The organism is Pseudomonas sp. OVF7, from assembly GCF_030644265.1.
GTDB lineage: Bacteria > Pseudomonadota > Gammaproteobacteria > Pseudomonadales > Pseudomonadaceae > Aquipseudomonas > Aquipseudomonas gorinensis.
In genome coordinates, this window is record NZ_CP128996.1 from 1,458,584 (window position 1) to 1,476,717 (window position 18,134).

General features: G+C 61.6%; 17 protein-coding genes and 1 pseudogene. 9 read left to right on the forward strand and 9 right to left on the reverse strand.

Annotation, left to right across the window (positions count from 1 at the left end):
- Positions 1–2: 2 nt before the first annotated feature.
- Complete coding sequence (locus QU606_RS06425; protein ID WP_024074360.1) at positions 3–314, reverse strand: cupin domain-containing protein; 312 nt, start codon at positions 312–314, stop codon at positions 3–5.
- 43 nt (positions 315–357) lie between these two features.
- Positions 358–1,551 (reverse strand): MFS transporter, encoded by a 1,194-nt coding sequence (locus QU606_RS06430; RefSeq protein WP_069075600.1) that lies wholly within the window; start codon positions 1,549–1,551, stop codon positions 358–360.
- Between the two features lie 91 nt (positions 1,552–1,642).
- Between QU606_RS06430 and QU606_RS06435 the strand changes: the two genes are divergently transcribed.
- On the forward strand, positions 1,643–2,188 hold the full coding sequence (locus tag QU606_RS06435) for a TetR/AcrR family transcriptional regulator (RefSeq protein ID WP_024074358.1): 546 nt from the start codon (positions 1,643–1,645) through the stop codon (positions 2,186–2,188).
- 126 nt (positions 2,189–2,314) lie between these two features.
- Here QU606_RS06435 and QU606_RS06440 read toward each other — a convergent pair whose 3' ends face one another.
- The 4 genes from QU606_RS06440 to QU606_RS06455 all read right to left on the reverse strand — a co-directional run bounded on the left by QU606_RS06440 (position 2,315) and on the right by QU606_RS06455 (position 5,491).
- Positions 2,315–3,094, reverse strand: coding sequence for an ABC transporter permease (locus tag QU606_RS06440; protein ID WP_304998239.1), 780 nt, complete (start codon positions 3,092–3,094; stop codon positions 2,315–2,317).
- Positions 3,091–4,023 (reverse strand): ABC transporter ATP-binding protein, encoded by a 933-nt coding sequence (locus tag QU606_RS06445; RefSeq protein WP_304998240.1) that lies wholly within the window; start codon positions 4,021–4,023, stop codon positions 3,091–3,093. Before QU606_RS06445 ends, QU606_RS06440 begins: the two co-directional genes overlap by 4 nt.
- A gap of 134 nt (positions 4,024–4,157) precedes the next feature.
- The gene (locus QU606_RS06450) at positions 4,158–4,775 is read right to left on the reverse strand and encodes a glutathione S-transferase family protein (RefSeq protein ID WP_304998241.1); all 618 of its coding nucleotides are present in this window, start codon (positions 4,773–4,775) and stop codon (positions 4,158–4,160) included.
- Between the two features lie 56 nt (positions 4,776–4,831).
- Positions 4,832–5,491 (reverse strand): transglutaminase family protein, encoded by a 660-nt coding sequence (locus QU606_RS06455; protein WP_304998242.1) that lies wholly within the window; start codon positions 5,489–5,491, stop codon positions 4,832–4,834.
- Positions 5,492–5,692: 201 nt separating this feature from the next.
- On the opposite strand from QU606_RS06455, the gene QU606_RS06460 reads away from it, so the two are divergent.
- Complete coding sequence (locus QU606_RS06460) at positions 5,693–8,140, forward strand: acyl-CoA dehydrogenase (RefSeq protein WP_102625530.1); 2,448 nt, start codon at positions 5,693–5,695, stop codon at positions 8,138–8,140.
- A gap of 75 nt (positions 8,141–8,215) precedes the next feature.
- Positions 8,216–8,623 (forward strand): PA2817 family protein, encoded by a 408-nt coding sequence (locus tag QU606_RS06465; RefSeq protein ID WP_010567536.1) that lies wholly within the window; start codon positions 8,216–8,218, stop codon positions 8,621–8,623.
- A 368-nt stretch (positions 8,624–8,991) separates the two neighbouring features.
- On the opposite strand, the gene QU606_RS06470 is transcribed toward QU606_RS06465, so the two are convergent.
- Positions 8,992–9,924, reverse strand: coding sequence for a LysR family transcriptional regulator (locus tag QU606_RS06470; protein ID WP_041161134.1), 933 nt, complete (start codon positions 9,922–9,924; stop codon positions 8,992–8,994).
- 89 nt (positions 9,925–10,013) lie between these two features.
- Between QU606_RS06470 and QU606_RS06475 the strand changes: the two genes are divergently transcribed.
- Positions 10,014–10,640, forward strand: coding sequence for an alanyl-tRNA editing protein (locus QU606_RS06475; protein ID WP_304998243.1), 627 nt, complete (start codon positions 10,014–10,016; stop codon positions 10,638–10,640).
- A gap of 40 nt (positions 10,641–10,680) precedes the next feature.
- On the opposite strand, the gene QU606_RS06480 is transcribed toward QU606_RS06475, so the two are convergent.
- Together QU606_RS06480 and QU606_RS06485 are read right to left on the reverse strand one after the other, a co-directional pair.
- A complete protein-coding gene (locus QU606_RS06480; protein WP_024074350.1) occupies positions 10,681–12,255 on the reverse strand; it encodes an alkaline phosphatase in 1,575 nt (524 codons plus the stop codon).
- An 11-nt stretch (positions 12,256–12,266) separates the two neighbouring features.
- Positions 12,267–12,566 (reverse strand): annotated as a pseudogene (locus QU606_RS06485) (GNAT family N-acetyltransferase); the annotation flags it as partial.
- A 190-nt stretch (positions 12,567–12,756) separates the two neighbouring features.
- Between QU606_RS06485 and QU606_RS06490 the strand changes: the two are divergent.
- The 5 genes from QU606_RS06490 to QU606_RS06510 are packed head-to-tail and all read left to right on the forward strand — an operon-like array spanning position 12,757 to position 18,112.
- Positions 12,757–13,164, forward strand: a complete 408-nt coding sequence (locus tag QU606_RS06490; protein WP_017254317.1) for a biopolymer transporter ExbD — start codon at positions 12,757–12,759, stop codon at positions 13,162–13,164.
- Between the two features lie 2 nt (positions 13,165–13,166).
- Entirely contained in the window at positions 13,167–13,871 is a 705-nt protein-coding gene (locus QU606_RS06495) for an energy transducer TonB (RefSeq protein ID WP_024074348.1), read from the forward strand.
- Between the two features lie 24 nt (positions 13,872–13,895).
- Positions 13,896–16,175 carry a TonB-dependent receptor gene (locus tag QU606_RS06500; RefSeq protein ID WP_304998244.1) on the forward strand — a complete coding sequence of 760 codons (2,280 nt, stop codon included), beginning with the start codon at positions 13,896–13,898 and terminating at the stop codon, positions 16,173–16,175.
- Positions 16,176–16,192: 17 nt separating this feature from the next.
- Positions 16,193–16,840: a MotA/TolQ/ExbB proton channel family protein gene (locus tag QU606_RS06505; protein ID WP_069075596.1), complete on the forward strand. Its 648-nt coding sequence runs from the start codon at positions 16,193–16,195 to the stop codon at positions 16,838–16,840.
- Positions 16,841–16,894: 54 nt separating this feature from the next.
- Positions 16,895–18,112, forward strand: coding sequence for a phospholipase D-like domain-containing protein (locus QU606_RS06510; RefSeq protein ID WP_150053944.1), 1,218 nt, complete (start codon positions 16,895–16,897; stop codon positions 18,110–18,112).
- The last annotated feature ends 22 nt before the right edge of the window (positions 18,113–18,134 follow it).

Consider the following 18,134-nt stretch of genomic DNA (forward strand, 5'->3'; position numbering starts at 1 on the left):
GCTCAAACGCTGCCTTCGCTTTCGATCACCAGGATGCGCGCAGGGCCCTGGGGATGCGCCACATGTTCGGTGCCGACGCCGGCGTAGAAAATGTCGCCCACGGCCAACTCAGCCACCTGCTCCATGCCACCGTCGCGGTAGTGCATATGCACCCGGCCATCGAGCACCACGAACACTTCCTCACCATCGTTGACATGCCAGCGGTACGGCTGGTCGGTCCAGTGCAAACGGGTGGTGATGCCGTTCATGTTGGCGATATCCAGCGCCTCCCAGGCGCGGCTGCCGGTGAAGTCCTTGCTGCGGATGATCTTCATGCTTGAATCTCAAGGCGGTCGGAGATCGCCGATTATGAGCGCATCACGGGCTCGATGTCGCCTTGGTGCGGGTGTAATCCTGCAGCAGCAGCGCCGCCAAGGCACTGAGTGCCAGCACGATCAGCGACACGCCATACGCATCGGTGGTCGCGATCAACCCGAAGGTGCGCGTCAGGTTGCCCGCCAACAGCGATGGCACACAGAACGCCAGGTAACTCAGGACGTAGAACGCCGACATCAAGCCGGCGCGCTCATGGGGCAAGGCCAATGGTACAACGCTGCGCAAGGCGCCGAGGAACCCGGCCCCAAAACCACTGCCGGCGATCAGCGTCGCAAGGAAAAACAACGGCAGGCTGGCAGCGTGCACGGCACTGAGGATCAGCGCGACGCCCACCGCCAGCAACACGGCGCCCAGGCGCAAGGTCTTGTCCGCCGGGCGATTGCGCAGGCTGAAAATCATCAGCGCACCGCTCAAGGTCAACACCGCTACCAGGCCGCCGCCGATAAGATTGGACGTCGACCCCGTGGCCGCCCGCACCAGCGAAGGCGCCAGGGACAGATAGAACCCGCCCATGGCCCATACGGCGATATCCACCGGCAGCGCAATCCACAGCGCGCGGCGCGCCTGGAGCGGCACATGCAAGGTGGGCCACAACGAGGCCAACGCGCCAGGGATCCGACTGACGGTTTCCGGCAGGCGCCACACATACACGGCCTGCAACACCATCAGGCTCAAGAGTGTCCAGTAGATCAAGGTGGTGGGAAACGGCGCGAATTCCACCAGCAGGCTGCACCCCATGGCGCCACACGCCATCCCCAACAGGGGCGCGACGCTGTTGATCAGCGGCCCGTGCTGGCGGTCGGTATCGAGCAGCGCGGCACCCAGTACCGCCGTGGCCATGCCGGTGGCGAAACCTTGCAGGGTCCGCGCGGCGATCAGCCAGGCCACGCTGTCTTCATGGATAAACAGCAGCATCGCCAGCATCTCGAGGAGCAGCGCGGTGAAGATCACCGGCTTGCGCCCCAGGTGGTCCGACAGCGAACCTACGGTCAGCAACGCCACCAGCAGGCTCAAAGCGTATACCCCGAAGATCAGGGTCAGCATGCCCGCTGAAAAATGCAGGCCCTCCTGATACAGGTGATACAACGGCGTCGGCGCGCTGGAAGCCGCCAGGAACGTCAGCAAAGTGATCGCCAGGAACACCAGGCTGGAACGGTGTGAAGTCAGGTTGGACATGGGCACGCTCCACTAAAGCTAATATTTTGCTTTTGCGCAGTGTGCGACCGATCAGGGCTTAAAGCAAATTCTTTGTGTTAAGGTCACACCCATGGCGATAAAAGAAGGCCTCCGCCCGGGGGGCCGCAGTGCCCGGGTACAAGAGTCCGTCCATTCGGCGGTGCGTGAACTGCTGGAAACCCATGAGCGTTCCAGTGTCACCGTGCCGATGATTGCCGCGCGCGCGGGCGTCACCCCCTCAACCATCTACCGACGCTGGGGCGACCTCTCCGTGTTGCTCGCGGACGTGGCCCTGGCCCGTATGCGCCCCGACAGCGAGCCGGCCAACACCGGCAGCCTGCGTGGCGACCTGCAAGCCTGGGCCGAGCAATACCTGGATGAAATGAGTTCGGAGCCGGGGCGCAACATGATGCGCGATGTGCAGTGCCGGGCGACGCCTGGGTACTGCGTGAGCATCCTCAGCGGGCAGTTCCAGGCGATTGTCGATCGCTACCCGCACGACACGCCGCCACCGCCCAGCGTGGATCACCTGATCAACCTGCTGGCGGCACCGACGGTGTTTCGTATTCTGTTCTCGAGCACACCGCTGACGGTTGAAGAACTGCACGAGCTGATCGAGCTGGCATTGCAGGCCTGACACACATCTAAATGTGGGAGGGGGCTTGCTCCCGATAGCGGCCTGACAGTCAGCCTTGCACTGACTGATCCACCGCTATCGGGAGCAAGCCCCCTCCCCCATTTTTCCCCACGTTCAGGTCAGTGCTCAGGTACGCATGCCGCGCCCGCTCACCAGCAACTTCGCGCAACCGATATACAACACCACCGTGGCCACGATCATGAAGGTGATCGCCACGCTGATCTTGATGTCCGACACCCCAAGGATGCCGTAGCGGAACGCGTTGACCATGTGCAGCACCGGGTTGGCCAGGGACACGGTCTGCCAGAACGGCGGCAGCAAGGTGATGGAGTAGAACACTCCGCCCAGGTAGGTCAGTGGGGTCAGCACGAACGTCGGGATGATCGAGATATCGTCGAAGTTGCGTGCAAATACTGCGTTGATAAACCCCAGCAACGAGAAGATCGTCGCCGTCAGCACCACCACCAGAATGGTGACCCCCAGGTGGTGCACTTGCAGGTGGGTGAAGAACAGCGACAGCAAGGTCACGATCACACCGACCATCAAGCCTCGCAGCACGCCACCCAGTGTGTAGCCGATCAGGATGGTGTGTGGCGACACCGGCGAGACCATCAGTTCTTCGATGGAACGCTGGAATTTGCTGCCGAAGAAACTGGAGACCACGTTGCCGTAGGAGTTGGTGATCACCGACATCATGATCAGGCCGGGCACGATGTACTCCATATAGGTGAAGCCACCCATGTCGCCGATCTGCCGGCCGATCAGGTTACCGAAGATCACGAAGTACAGGACCATGGTGATCGCCGGTGGCAGCAGGGTCTGCGGCCAGATCCGGGTGAAGCGCTTCACTTCGCGATAGACAATGGTCTGCAGTGCGACGAGGTTGGGTTGCAGTTCAGAACTCATACCGCCACCTTCGCCAGGTTTTTTTCCACCAGGGACACGAACAACTCCTCAAGGCGATTGGTTTTGTTACGCAGGCTCAACACTTCGATGTTCTGGGTCGCCAATTGGCTGAACAACGCAGTGATGCCCATGGCTTTGTCCACCTGGACTTCCAGGGTGTGGCCGTCGACCAGGCGAGTCGGGTAGCCAAGCAGTTGCGGCGGTACCGACAGGTTGTTTTTCAGGTCGAGCACGAACGTCTCCACATGCAACTGGCTCAGCAGGTTACGCATGCTGGTGTTCTCGACGATGGTGCCGTGGTCGATGATGCCAATGTTGCGGCACAGCTGCTCGGCCTCTTCCAGGTAGTGGGTGGTGAGGATGATGGTGATGCCTTTCTCATTCAGCTCGGTGAGGAAGGTCCACATCGAGCGACGCAGTTCGATGTCCACCCCGGCGGTGGGCTCATCGAGGATCAACAGGCGCGGTTCGTGCACCAGCGCGCGGGCGATCATCAGGCGCCGCTTCATACCGCCGGAGAGCGAACGCGAAGGCACGTCGCGCTTGTCCCACAGGCCCAGCTGGGTCAGGTACTGTTCGGCGCGTTCCTTGGCGATTTTCGCCGGAATGCCGTAGTAACCGGCCTGGGTCACGACAATGTCGAAGGTCTTTTCAAACTGGTTGAAGTTGAATTCCTGGGGCACCACACCGATGCAACGCTTGAGCGCCGCCGGGGATTGGTCCAGGTCGTGGCCAAAAATATTCACCGTGCCGCTGGTCTTGTTGACCAGGGTCGAAAGGATACCGATGGTGGTGGATTTGCCGGCACCGTTGGGGCCAAGCAAGGCGAAGAAATCACCTTCGGCAACGTCCAGATCGATACCACTCAGGGCCTGGAAACCGTTGCCGTAGGTTTTGGTTAGCTGCCGGATGGACAGAGCGGAACTCATATCGGAATACGCACCAAAGAAGGGAATAGGAACAATAGATGAGGGCGCAGCCCACGTAGTTCAACGGCGGCGCATGACAAGCATGGTGCTTGCCCGCGCCGCACAAGTACAGTCACCTGTATTAATAGTCAGTATTAAGTCAACGCGGTCATGACCGCTTTGCGGTAGGCCGGCCGTTGTTGCAGGCGCTGGTACCAGGCCTCTAGATGGGGCATCGAAGGGCGTTCGATGGGCAATTCAAACCAGGCGTAGATAAAGCAGCCCAGGGGGATATCACCCATGCCGATCTCATTACCTGACAGGTAGGGTTGGGTGGCAAGGGCCTGGTCGACGGTTTTGAGCGCATCGATGCAGACCTGGCGCCCGGCGTGGATGGTGTCCCAGTTCTGTTTGTCAGCGGGCGTGCGCACAATGCCCCAGAACACGCTCTTGAACGGTTCGGCGAGGGTCGACGTGGTCCAATCCATCCATTTTTCCGCGTTGGCCCGCGCCTTCAGGTCGCTCGGGTACCAGCTCGACGCCTGCTTGGCGCAGAGGTAACGCACGATGGTGTTGGACTCCCACAGGACAAAATCGCCGTCTTCGATCACCGGCACCCGGCCATTGGGGTTCAACGCCCGGTATTGCGGCGTGTCGACCACGCCAAAAGCCCCGCCCGCATCAATTGCCTCATAGTCCAGGCCGAGTTCCTCGGCGCACCACAGTGCTTTCCTGACGTTTGATGAATTTTTACGACCCCAGATTTTCAGCATGACCGTGCCTTATTGTGAATGAACATGGCTGGATGAACGCAGCAGCATACGCCGCTTCACGCGCGGCTTAAATCACTGCGCAGATCGCCCAGCAGGCTCGGCATGTCGTCGGTAAACAGGTGCGGGTAACACTGCTGGAGATGGGCGAAGAAGAAAGCCTCGGGCACATCGGGAAATTGCCCATGATCCACCACGTATTCCATCGAGCGTTGCCCCTGGCGGTTGAACGCATGGAAAACACTGTCATTGACCCCGTCGAACTCCAGCGGCGGCACATCGAACAGCTCACACAATTGCTGGTTGAACGCGGGCGTCGCCTTGACCCAGCGGCCGTTCAAATAAAGCTCGGTGTAGCCGTGCATGGCGAACACATCACTTTTGAGCAGCGCAATCAGGCGCGGCGTCGACAGATGATTGCGCACGTCCGCCAGGCCGATGCGCGCCGCAATGCCGCAGTGCCGCGCACAGGCGGCGAGCAAGGTGGCCTTGGGCACGCAATAGCTTTCGCCAGCCGCCAGGGCGAAGCTGGCGTTCAAGGTGCCTGGGTCGCGGCTGAAGGTGTAGGGGTTGTAGCGCACCGCCTCCCGTACGGCGTAATACAGGGCGACTGCCTGGTCACTTAAAACCGTGCGGGTACCGCGGTGTTTTTCGGCGAACTCCACCACGGCAGGGTGGTCACTATCGATGAAGCGGCTGGGACTCAGGTACGTATCCATGAGCTTGATCTCCGAGGGAAGCCTGGAGTTTAACGACAGGTGTGCCATGGAGATAACGACGAATCGGCCAAATGTCGGCGCCTGGTGATCGGTGATCCCACGGTGTTCCCAGTACCACTCGTAACGCCTGATCACCGCGCTTTCTCGGATGCCGACTAAGCTCAATGGTGGTTTTGCCCCTGGTTTCATGGAGGATTGAATATGCTGTTGTTGTGGATACTGGTTCTGGTGGTCGGCATTGCCTACCTGGCACACCGCCGCACCGCGCCCCTGCCCGCCCTGGGCGTGGTCGCCGTTTACCTGCTGGCGATGGGCGCCTGGAGCCACGCACCGGGTTGGCTGCTGCTGATCTTCTGGGTGCTGATCGCCCTTGTCGCCGCGCCGCTGCTGCTGCCAGACCTGCGCCGCCAATACTTCACCAAGCCGCTGTTCAGCTGGTTCCAGAAAGTCCTGCCGCCGATGTCCGAGACCGAGCGCGACGCGATCGATGCGGGCACCGTGTGGTGGGACGGCGAACTGTTCAGTGGTCGCCCCGACTGGGACAAACTGCTGGCCTACCCCAAGGCGCAACTGACCGAAGAAGAGCAGGCCTTCATCGACGGCCCCACCGAAGCACTCTGCGCTATGGTCAGCGACTGGGAAATCGGCCAGGCCATGGACCTGCCACCCGCTGCCTGGGAGCACATCAAGACCCACGGTTTCTTCGCCCTGATCATCCCCAAGGAATATGGCGGCAAGGGTTTCTCCGCCTACGCCCACTCCCAGGTGGCCATGAAGCTCGCCACCCGCAGCGGCGACCTGGCCTCCACGGTGATGGTGCCCAACTCCCTCGGCCCGGCCGAACTGCTGCTGCACTACGGCACCGACGAACAACGCAACCACTACCTGCCACGCCTGGCCCGTGGCGACGATATTCCGTGCTTCGCCCTCACCGGCCCGCTGGCGGGCTCCGACGCCGGCGCCATGCCCGACACCGGGGTGATCTGCAAGGGTGAATGGGAAGGCAAGGAAACCCTGGGCCTGCGCCTGAACTGGGAAAAACGCTACATCACCCTCGGCCCTGTCGCGACCCTGCTCGGCCTGGCCTTCAAGGCCCATGACCCGGACCACCTGCTGGGTGAAGAAGAAGACCTCGGCATCAGCCTGGCGCTGATCCCGACCGATACGCCCGGGGTCAACATCGGCCGCCGCCACCTCCCCCTGGGCGCGGCATTCATGAATGGCCCCAACTCGGGCAAGGATGTGTTCATCCCCCTGGAATTCCTGATCGGTGGCCAGGAAATGCTCGGCAAGGGCTGGATGATGTTGATGAACTGCCTGTCGGTAGGCCGCTCGATCTCCCTGCCCGCCGTCGGCACCGGCGCCGCCAAGTTCACCAGCCTGGTCACCGGCCAATACGCCCAGGTGCGCGAACAGTTCAACGTACCGCTGTCGGCCTTCGAAGGTATCCAGGAAGCCCTGGCACGTATCGGCGGCAATGCGTGGCTGATGGACAGTGCGCGGATGCTCACCGCCAATGCCGTCGACCTCGGGGAAAAACCCTCGGTGCTGTCGGCGATCCTCAAGTACCACCTGACCGAGCGCGGCCGCGAGTGCATCAGCCACGCCATGGACGTACACGGTGGCAAGGGCATCATCATGGGCCCGAACAACTACCTGGGTCGCAGCTGGCAGGGCGCACCGATCTTCATCACCGTGGAGGGCGCGAATATCCTCTCGCGCAACCTGATGATCTTCGGCCAGGGCGCGATTCGCTGCCATCCCTTCGTGCTCAAGGAAATGGCCCTGGCCGGTCGCGAAGACCACGACCAGGCCCTGAAGGAGTTCGACGGCCTGCTGATGCAGCACATCGGGTTTGCCGTGAGCAACGCGGCCAGCACCCTGGTACTCAACCTCGGTGTCGGGCATTTCGAAAAAGCCCCGGGCAACCGTTTGAGCCAGCGCTACTTCCGTGCGCTGAACCGCCAGGCCGCCGCGTTCGCGCTGCTCGCCGACCTGAGCATGATGCTGCTGGGCGGAGAATTGAAACGCCGCGAACGCCTGTCGGCGCGCCTGGGTGATGTGCTGAGCCATATGTACCTGGCCTCGGCGGCGCTCAAGCGTTACCACGACCTGGATTCGCCGGACCACCTCGAACCGCTGTTCACCTGGGCCATGGAAGAAAGCCTCGGCGAGTCGGAGCGCGCACTGGATGAACTGCTGAGCAACTTCCCGAGCAAGGTGCTTGGCTGCCTGCTGCGGGTGATCGTATTCCCGTTCGGCCGTCGCCATACGGGGCCATCCGATGCGCTGGATGCCGAGGTGGCCGCGGTCATCGGCCGCGCCAAGGGCGACCCGACGCTCGAGGAGTTGCTGGCCGGCTGCTATCGCCCGCAATCGGTGGACGATCCCGTAGGCGCCCTGCAACACGCCTACGACCTGCTCGGCGCCAGTCATCCGTTGCAAAAGAAACTGCATGCTGCGCTCAAGAGCGGCCAGGTCAAGCCGACGGCCGGCGAGCCTGCCATCGACGCGGCGCTGCACGCCGGGGTGCTGCAACCGGCCGAAGCGCAGACCCTGCGCGACGCCGAGGCGGCACGGCGCAAGGTGATCGACGTGGATGATTTCAGCAAGGAAGAACTGGCCCAGGCAGAGGGCAAGGTCCGCTGAGTCCAGCGGTCATATAAAAACGGGCGCTGGGGCTATATACTCCTGCGCCCGTTTTTGCTTTAGAGGACTTATCTCGTGTCCAACGTCGTTGCCGATCATCTCGTCTTGCTCGACCACCTGCGCAGTATCCTGGTTGCCGTCGGCGAAGCCGAACAGGTGCCCGAGGAAAGCCACACCCTGTTCCTCGAACGCTTTGACGAACTGCGCGCCCTGCTGCCGATCGACCCGATCGAAAGCCAGTACCTGGGCCAGGACCTGATGAGCCAGGTCATCCTGCGCTACCCGCAGATCGCCCACCTGGTGCCGCGCGACCTGCTGTGGTTCTTTGGCGGCGACTGCCTGCACTTCATGCCCGACGAAGAATTGGACCTGTACCAGGCCCTGGAAGAACGTCGCTTCGAAGCCGAACAGAACGACGAACCGTTCGACTGGAACCAGGAAAAGCAACTGCTGGCCATGCCACAGGACCAGAGCAAGCACTGATCCTTCAAGGCACTGCTGAACTGAATGTGGGAGCAAGCCCCTCAACCCTCAAATAAGTCACTGATGATTAAGAATTAAAATATCTTCTTAAATGACGGCTTTTTTACGGCGTGCGGGCTTGTTGTGGCGAGCGGGCTTGTTGTGGCAAGCAGGCCTGTTGTGGCGAGCGGGCTTGCCCCGCGTTGGGGCGCGTAGCGGCCCTAATACCAGTCTCCCAGTTCTACCAGAAGAAATGCGGTGGCCTTATTGGGGCTGCTTCGCAGCCCAACGCGGGGCAAGCCCGCTCGCCACAACAGGCCTGCTTGCCACAACGGGCCCGCTCGCCACAGGGTTTCCAGTTTGCTGTGCGACAGCGCTACGTCAGAGATTCAGCGGGGGCTCAACGTCGGCTCCTTCGCCATGCACGCCACCAGATAATCGATAAACACCCGCAACTTCGGCGGCAGATACCGCGTTGGCGAATGCAGCAACCACGCCTGGCCATGGTAGGACGCAATAAAATCCCACGCGGGCAACACCTGCACCAAGCGCCCTTCCTCCAAGGCATGCCGCGCGGTGAAATACGGCAAGCTGCCAATCCCCACATGCTGCAACACGGCATCGAGCCGCACGCCCGTGTGGTTTGCCGCATAACGCCCACGCACGCCGACCGTCACCGCCCTGCCGCCCTGGCGAAATTTCCAGCGTGAATCCCCCGGGGTTTCCCCCAGGTAGATACAACTGTGTCCTAACAAATCCTGGGGATGGCCAGGCGTGCCGTGCTCGGCCAGATACTGGGGTGTCGCGCACAGCAAGTGCTCGATGGGCAGCAGTTGCCGCCCCACCAGCCCAGGCGGCGGGCTGTCGGTGATGCGGATGCTCAGGTCGACGTTGTCGTCGATCAGGTCCACATGCCGATCTTCCAGGATCAGTTGCACATCCACCTTGGGATAACGCCGCAGAAACTCCGGCATATGCGGATGCACCACAAAACGCCCCACCGCCTTGGGCACGCTGACCCGCACCAGGCCCTCGGGCTCGTGGGTGAACTGGCCGCTGATTTCCATCACCGAGCGCGCCGCGTTGACCATCTCCTGGCAACGCTTGAACACTTCTTCGCCGCCCTCGCTCAAACGCAACTTGCGCGTGGTGCGCTGCAGCAGGCGAGTCGCCAGCGCCTGTTCGAGTCGCGAAATACTCCGGCTCACCGCCGACGGCGAAACACTCAATTGCCGCGCCGCTGCGGAGAAACTGCCGGCTTCCACCACTTTGACGAAGATCGCCATTTCACCCAGCAGCGGCAAGGGAAGATTGATGCTCATGACGCACAGGTCCATTGATAATTCAGCGGATTATCACTCATTCACGCACTATTTATACTGCCCGCAGAACCTTGATGCGGATGTAGAGAATGACCGAGCGCCTGTTTTTCACCCACGACCACCTCACCGCCGAGCTTGAAGTGCTGAGCTGCACGCCGCACGCAGGGCAATTTGCCGTCATCCTGCTATCGACGATTTTCCACCCCCAGGGCGGTGGCCAACCGTTCGACACGGGCTGGCTTGGCGGCAGTCAGGTAGTGCGGGTCACCCAAGAGGCCGATCGCGTGGTGCACTATGTCGACCAGCCGGTGGAACCGGGCCCGATCACGGCGCGGGTCGATGAGCAACGTCGCACCCTGCATACCCGCCTGCATTCCGCCGGCCACTTGATCGGCAATGCCGGCGAAACACTCGGCTGGATGCCGATCAAGGCGCACCATTGGCCAGGCGAAGGCAAGATCACGTTTATTCGTGGCGAACAGGCCCAGACCATGGACGCCGACGCCATTCAGCAGCAGGTCAACCAATGGATCGCCGCCGACTTCCCGCGCCATATGACGCTGGAAGATGGCACCCGGGAAGTCGGCTTTGGCGAACTGCCCGCCTACGCCTGCGGCGGTACCCATGTGCAAGCGTTGAGCGAGCTGGGCCAGGTGACGATCCTGGCGCTGTCGGAGAAAAAGGGCGCGTTGTCCGTTCGCTACGAAATCAACTGACATAACCCATCAGCGGCAAACTCAGCGATAAAAGCACGCCCTAGACCATGATCGCCCCTGCCCGCCCCGGCTCCACTACAAACGACTTGAGCGTCGAAACGGTGGCTGCCGGGTCGCGCGGATCGGTAATCACCCGAAAGTTCGTCAGCATCTTTCGCGCCTCCAATGCCACCGACACATAGCCCCGCTGGCGACTGTCGAAAAACTTCACATGGGGGTTCAGCGGCAGGATCTGGGTGAAGGCGTCATAGGGCGGCCCGTCGGACGTCACCGACGTGCCGACAAACTCGGTGGCGACGACCGGTGAATCCGGGCGATCGCCATCGGCATGCAGGTCCGTGACCCAGAACGAATGGATATCGCCGCCCCAGAACACCGGGTTCTTGACCCGATGACGCTCGATGGACGCCAGCATCCGCGAACGATTAGCCATATAGCCATCCCACCCATCGGTCCAGCGCCCAGGCATGTGGCTGGTCAGGTCGCGTTGGGTCAGCGGTGCCACCAGCAGGTCCTGGGCGATCACATTCCACTGCGCCTTGGACTGGGCGAAGCCCTGGTCCAGCCAGGCCTCCTGCTGCCACCCCAGCATCGTGCGCCCTGGGTCACGCAAGTCGGCGCACGTATTGGCCGCTACATGCCCCTGGTGGCTGCCATTGGCGAGGATGCACGGTTGTTCGGAGCGATACTGGCGGCCGTCGAGTACGTGGAAACGCGCCAATCGTCCATAGTCCAGGCGTCGGTAGATACGCATGTCCGAGCCGTGGGGCAGGCTGCTGGCGCGCAGCGGCATATGTTCGTAGAACGCCTGGTAGGCCGCTGCGCGTTGCTGGAGAAATTGTGCCACTGGAATCCTGGGGTCCTGGGACCAGCGGTTGGCGTAGTCGTTCTGCACCTCATGATCGTCCCAGGTGGCCACGCTGGGGGCCGCGGCGTGCAGCGCCTGCAGGTCCGGATCGGTTTTGTACAGGGCGTAGCGGTTGCGGTAATCCGTCAGGCTCACCGCATTGCCACTGCCATGGGGACGAATGATCTTGCCCGAATCGGCCGCATAGGAATTGTCATAGATGTAGTCGCCGAGGAAGAACACCAGGTCGGGTTGCTCCGCCGCCAAGTGGCGATAGGCGCTGAAATAACCACGCTCCCAGTGCGAGCACGAAACAAACCCCACGTGTGCCGATGCCATCGCATCCCGTGGCGGCGCCGTACGCGACTGCCCCACCGGGCTCTGCGCCCCCAGCCCCTCGAACTGGTACCAATACGGCCTGCCCGCCACCAACCCCGCGACCTCCACATGCACCGAATGGGCAAACCGCTCGGTGGCCATCACCTCGCCCTGGCGCACAATGCGTGTCATCGCCGCATCGCTGGCCACTCGCCAACGCACCGGCACCGCACGCCTCAAGCCACCCTGGCCATCGACCGCATTGAACAACGGCGCCAGGCGTGTCCAGATCACAAAGCCATCTGGCAGCGGATCGCCAGACGCCACGCCCAAGGTGAAGGGATAGTCGACTCCCGCACTGCGGGCGAACGGGCTGAGAATCGAAAAGGTGGTAGCCACCGCCAGCCCGGCAAGTACCCGGCGGCGGCCAAGATCAATCTCGCCGCTCATGACCGAGACTCCCAGCCACCCAAGTGCCCGTAGTGATGAGTAGCGTTGATGCGCAGGCTAACGATGCCCACCAACGCGTCTATGTCACGCCGATGCATGCCCAGGCTAATCAAGCCCAGGGAACGAAATTTTTCCTGCATGCCGTCGATAAAACCATGGGCGTCTTCCAGCGTGTACGGCGACGGAATGCTGGCCGTGTTGTCGGCAACGTTCGGCCCGTTGGCAAGGGCGCACAACGTCTCGGCCTGGGCTTTTTCCAGCGCTCGCAACAGCAGTCGCGAGGTGGAGAGATGTGGCAATTGGCTACTCATTCCAGGGGCGCCTCGATGTAAATTTTTTGAGAATGCCCCCGGTGAGTGTCAGTTTGGTTACACCCCGTAAATGACCGGTAAGTCGTCTGTAAGACGCGTCCTAGAGCCCTCAAAACGTCAACTAAAGTTAACCGTTCGGTCATTTTTCATTGCTAGCGTGTCGCCCCTAATTCAATAACGGGGTAGCGGAATGAGAACCTGGGATGAACCCAAGAAGCGCAAGGCACACATCGAACTGATCCCGATGATCGACGTGATGATGTTCCTCCTGGTGTTTTTCGTACTCGTGAGCCTGAACGTGATTCCGGCGCTCGGTATGAAGACCCAGTTGCCCAGCGCCAGCAGCTCACAACAGCTCAAGCCACAGAACAAATTCATCCTGACCTTGGGCCTGGAAGGCCAACTGCAACTCGACGGCAAAGACCTTACGGTCGACGCTCTGGTACCGGCGCTGAAGGCGGCAGAAAAGCCCGATACCAAGTCGACGATCATCGTCAACAGCGACAAGGGCGTGGAAGTGTCGCGCCTGGTCGAGGTGATGGACACCCTGCGTATGGGTGGCTTTACCTCCGTGTCCATTGCCACGCGTAAGTCCTGATCATGTACGTCCTGTTTCGTGCGCGTCAGCTGCTCGGCAGTGTGCCGGCCCTGATCGCCCTGGTGCTGATTGCACTGGGTATCCAGTCCCAGACGTTGAAAGTCGAGCCGGTGTACGACGAGTCGGCGGTCGAGTTGGCATTGGTCGAACCGGAGCCCGAAGTGGTGCCGGAACCGGTGGTGGAACAAGAGCCGCCACCCCCCGTGATCGAGGACGAAGAGGCCCCACCGCCGCCACCGCCCAAGCCGGAACCCAAGCCCAAGCCAAAACCGCAACCCAAACCGGTGATCACCAAAACCGCGCCCACCGCGCCACCGGTAGCCGCCGCCAAACCGGCACCCCCCGTGATTGCCCCGGCGGCGCCGACACCCGCACCGCCTGCGCCACCGAAAGTCGACAGCCAGGCCCTGGAAGGCGGTTACCTCAAGGGTTTGCGCAATGAGCTGGACACCTACAAGCAATACCCCACCGGACGCCAGGCCTCCCTCGAACGCCCCACCGGCGAGGTCGTGATCTGGCTGCTGGTAGACCGCCAGGGTCGGGTACTCGACTCCGGCTTGCAAACCCAGGCCTCGAGCATGTTGCTCAACCGGGCCGCCACCAACAGCTTGCGTCGTATCAAGCAAGTCAAGCCGTTCCCCGAGCAAGCCTTCGGGGGGCGCAATGAGCAGCGCTTCACCGCCACCTTCAACTACAGCGTGCAATAAGCACCCGACACCAGGACGACAGTGATGAGGTTCACACGGATTCATCTGGCACTCGTTGCCGCAAGCATGGGCCACGGCATGGCCATGGCCGACACCAGCGACAGCGATGTCGGGACCATTGGGGTTCAGGGCAAAGCCACTGCCGGTGGCGGTTATATGGTGCAGGAAGAAAGCATCAAGGCTCGCTCCACCGTGACCAAGGAGGCCCTGGATAAACAGACCGCCACCGGCAATGCGATCGACAAGCTCAAGTACACCCCGGGCTTGAATATCTCCAGTGAAGACAACACCGGCCTCTCGGGCTTTCGCTTCACCATGCGCGGGCTTAACTCCGATCAGGTGGGGATGTCCGTGGACGGTATGCCGATCAACGATTCCGGCAACTACGCGTTGTATTCCAACCTGCTGGGCGACCCGGAAAACATCGACCAGATCTTCGTCACCCAGGGCTCGGCCGAATCCGACGGCCCGCACATCGGTTCCAGCGGCGGCAATATCGGCATCGTGACCGTTCGCCCGACCAAGGAAACCGGCGCGTTCGTCAAACAGATCATGGGCAGCAACGCCACGCGCAAGACCTTCGCCCGTCTCAATACCGGCGAGGTCAATGGCCTGAGCAACTGGCTATCGGTGTCCCACACCGAAGGCGAGATGTGGCGTGGTTCAGGTGCCGTGCGGGCGGACAAGGTCGAGTGGAACAGTTTCTTCGATGCGGGCAACGGCAACACCGCCAACCTGATCCTCAAGTACCACGAGCAGGACAACAACAGTTATAGCCAGTTGACCAAGGCCCAATTCCAACAGAACGGCCCTAAGTACGACCCCTACCCCGCCACGCCGACCGTGGGTAGCAACGGTAAGCTCAATAGCTACTACGCCCTGGCGCAGAACCCGTTCCAGACCTTTACCGGCGTGCTCAACACCCAGTTCAAACTGGCCGATAACCTGGCCCTGTCGGTGATCCCGTATTACTTCTGGGGTAACGGCAGCGGCGTCAACTCGTCGAGCTACGCACTCAACCGTGGCTCGAACGCTGGCGGCGTATTCGACCTGAGCAACCTGCCTACCGCAGCGCAATACAACGCCGACGGTTCCTCCACCACCGGCGTGTACTACCGCCCTTCGCGCACGCAGACGTGGCGACCAGGGATTACCACCAAGCTGAACTGGGACCTGGAAGAACACAGCCTGCAATTCGGCTACTGGTACGAACGCGCGCGGCAGAGCCAGACCCAACCGTTCATTGCGCTCAAGAACAACGGCAAACCCACCGACACCTGGCCGGACGGCGACGCCGTGGTCGATGCCAACGGCAATACTGTGCAGGGTCGCGACCGCTTCACCGTCACGCCGGCGCAGAAAGTCTGGGCACAGGACACCTGGTATTTCGCCCCCGACTGGACCCTGGTGGCCGGCCTGGCGTACATGAACGTCAAGCGTGACGGTACCAACCACGGCAGCCTCACCGAACAAGCCGAAAAACGTAACCAGAGCTACAACAAACTGCTGCCCAACGCTGGCCTCAAATACCAGCTCGATGAACGCGACCAACTGTTCTACAGCTTGTCGCGCAACATGCGTATCCCGCAGAACTACGTGCTGTACGACAAGGGCGTGGACTCGATCAACTCCAAACCGGAAACCAGCTGGAACCATGAGTTAGGCTGGCGCTTCACCGGCGACGACATGACCGTGGCCGCCACCTTGTTCTACATGCAGTTCAAGGATCGCCAGGTGTCGTCCAAGGACATCAACGGCGACTTCGCCGACATCAACGCCGGCTCCGTCAACAACAGCGGGCTGGAGCTGGAGTGGAGCGGCCTGCTGCCCAACCACTTCAACTATTACACCTCCTACACCTACACCAAGGCCGAGCAGCAGGATGACCTGACCGTCTACAACGCCGGCAAAGCGATCCTGTTGCCCACCAGCGGCAAGCAGTTCGCCAACGTGCCGAAAAACATGCTGGCAGCCAACATCGGGTATGACGACGGGCGCTTCTACGGCACCTTCGGCGGCAAATACACCAGCAAGCTCTACGGCGACCTGACCAACGATGAAGCCATCTCCGGGCGCACCGTGTTCAACGCCGGCGCAGGTATCTACCTGCCGGTGGACAAGAAGGTGGTCAAGGACGCGACCCTGCGCCTGAACGTCGACAACCTGTTCGACAAGAAGTACCTGGACGGGGTGTACACCACCAAGACCAACGCCGCCACCTACGGTGGTTTCCGCGACGGCGACCCGGCCTACATCGTCGGCCTGGAACGCACCGTGACGGTGTCCCTGGAAGCCAATTTCTAACTGCGAGGTAAGTGAACATGGACATGAACCTGCTCCACGACATCACCTTCTATGTGATGTATGCCGCGATGGCCATCGCCATCTTCATCACCATCGAACGAGGCATCTACTTCGCCTACGTCCGCCGCCAGGCACGCGCCTTGACCGCGGCACTGGGCGCCCAGGTGCACAGCGAGCGCGACTTGCCGGATAGCTTGACGCGTCGCGACAGCCTGCCATTAAGCATGGTGGTGCCGGTGCTGGCACAGAAGGCCTCCCACGGTTCGCGCAAGGACCTGGATGACGTGATCGAAACCCAATACCTGACCACCCGCGCGCCACTCGCCCGCAGCCTGTGGATCATCGAGACCATCACCACCGCCGCGCCGCTGCTGGGCTTGCTGGGCACCATCCTCGGCATCATCGACACGTTCAAGGCGCTGGCCTCGGCGGGCGTGTCCGACCCAGGGCAGATTTCCGGTGGCATCGGTACCGCGTTGTTCGCCACCGGTTTGGGGATCGCCATTGCGCTGTTCTGCGTGGTCTTCCACAACTTCTTCCAGGACAGCCTGGAGCGCATCAACGATCAGTTGAAGATCCTGCTGATTCGCGCCGCCACCGGTGCCCGTGTGCAGGGTGAAGTGCCGCATCTGGTGCCTGCGGCGTTGCACAGCCGTACTGCGTAAGTGTTGGGACGGGCGCGTGATGCGCCCGTCTTCTTTTTCTGACTCGAGACCGCTATGTCCCTCTCCTTGAAAGTGCGCATCGCAGGCCTCGCCGGCTTGCTCATGAGTCCGCTGGTCCAGGCGGATTTTTCGATTCCGGGGTTTGAACTGGTGCACACCGTGCCGGTGGATACCGCGTTGGGCACCGCCGATCTGCGCCAGCCGGGCCCGGTGTGGATCGAGCTGTTCGACGGCGCCAAAAGTACGATCGATATCGGCCAGTTCTACGCGGTGGATCACCCCGGCTCGGTGATGGACAGCGTCATCGAACGCTTGGAAGCCGCTGGCAAACGCGGTGTGAAGATTCGCTTCCTGCTGGAGGAAAAAGGCATTCGCTTGTCAGAAGCCTCCACCCTGGAACGCTTACGCGCGATTCCCAACCTGAGCTTACGCGTGTTGTCGTACGGACAACTGAGCGGCGGGATCCTCCACGCCAAATACATGGTGGTCGATGGCAAACAGGCGTTTATCGGCAGCCAGAATTTCGACTGGCGTTCTTTGGAACATATCCATGAAACCGGACTGCGGATCACCGACGCCCCGGTGGTAAGCCAGGTACAGGCGATCTTTGACCAGGACTGGCGAGCGCAGGCCGCCCTCACCGAGCACCAACCCGTGCCCCTGCCGGCCGCCGGTACAGCACCCGCGCGCACCGGCAACTACCTGGTGGCCAGCCCGCAACGCTACAACCCGCCGGGCGTGGGTGATTCACAACTCGAACTGCCACGCCTGCTCAGCGAAGCACAACACGAAGTCCGCGTGCAGTTGCTCGACTACGCGCCGTTGTCCTACGGCCCGGATAAAACCCGCCCGTATTACGCCGTGATCGACAACGCCGTGCGAGCGGCCGCCGCGCGGGGGGTGTCGATCAAGCTGATGGTGTCGAACTGGAACACCGATGCACTGGAGCTGCCGTACCTGAAAAGCCTGGCGGTACTGCCCAACGTGCAGATCAAGATCGTCACCCTGCCCGAGGCCAAGCAAGGGTTTATTCCCTACGCGCGGGTCATCCACAGCAAGACCTTGGAGATCGACGGGAAAGTGGCGTGGGTGGGTACCAGCAATTGGCTGGGTGGCTACCTGGATAACTCGCGCAATCTGGAAGTGGTGATGCGCAGTGAAACGATGGCCAGGCGTATAGGGGATCTGCATGAGCAGCTGTGGGACGGGCCCTACGCAAGAGCCTTGAACGTCACCGATGAGTACCCGGCGCCCCATCCTGGCCAGCATTGACCAGGGACACCTGAGTAATGGT

Coding starts and splice junctions, on each gene's coding strand:
- QU606_RS06425 (WP_024074360.1), bottom strand. CDS start 314: ATGAAGATCATCCGCAGCAAGGACTTCACCGGCAGCCGCGCCTGGGAG.
- QU606_RS06430 (WP_069075600.1), bottom strand. CDS start 1,551: ATGTCCAACCTGACTTCACACCGTTCCAGCCTGGTGTTCCTGGCGATC.
- QU606_RS06435 (WP_024074358.1), top strand. CDS start 1,643: ATGGCGATAAAAGAAGGCCTCCGCCCGGGGGGCCGCAGTGCCCGGGTA.
- QU606_RS06440 (WP_304998239.1), bottom strand. CDS start 3,094: ATGAGTTCTGAACTGCAACCCAACCTCGTCGCACTGCAGACCATTGTC.
- QU606_RS06445 (WP_304998240.1), bottom strand. CDS start 4,023: ATGAGTTCCGCTCTGTCCATCCGGCAGCTAACCAAAACCTACGGCAAC.
- QU606_RS06450 (WP_304998241.1), bottom strand. CDS start 4,775: ATGCTGAAAATCTGGGGTCGTAAAAATTCATCAAACGTCAGGAAAGCA.
- QU606_RS06455 (WP_304998242.1), bottom strand. CDS start 5,491: ATGGATACGTACCTGAGTCCCAGCCGCTTCATCGATAGTGACCACCCT.
- QU606_RS06460 (WP_102625530.1), top strand. CDS start 5,693: ATGCTGTTGTTGTGGATACTGGTTCTGGTGGTCGGCATTGCCTACCTG.
- QU606_RS06470 (WP_041161134.1), bottom strand. CDS start 9,924: ATGAGCATCAATCTTCCCTTGCCGCTGCTGGGTGAAATGGCGATCTTC.
- QU606_RS06475 (WP_304998243.1), top strand. CDS start 10,014: ATGACCGAGCGCCTGTTTTTCACCCACGACCACCTCACCGCCGAGCTT.
- QU606_RS06480 (WP_024074350.1), bottom strand. CDS start 12,255: ATGAGCGGCGAGATTGATCTTGGCCGCCGCCGGGTACTTGCCGGGCTG.
- QU606_RS06490 (WP_017254317.1), top strand. CDS start 12,757: ATGAGAACCTGGGATGAACCCAAGAAGCGCAAGGCACACATCGAACTG.
- QU606_RS06495 (WP_024074348.1), top strand. CDS start 13,167: ATGTACGTCCTGTTTCGTGCGCGTCAGCTGCTCGGCAGTGTGCCGGCC.
- QU606_RS06500 (WP_304998244.1), top strand. CDS start 13,896: ATGAGGTTCACACGGATTCATCTGGCACTCGTTGCCGCAAGCATGGGC.
- QU606_RS06505 (WP_069075596.1), top strand. CDS start 16,193: ATGGACATGAACCTGCTCCACGACATCACCTTCTATGTGATGTATGCC.
- QU606_RS06510 (WP_150053944.1), top strand. CDS start 16,895: ATGTCCCTCTCCTTGAAAGTGCGCATCGCAGGCCTCGCCGGCTTGCTC.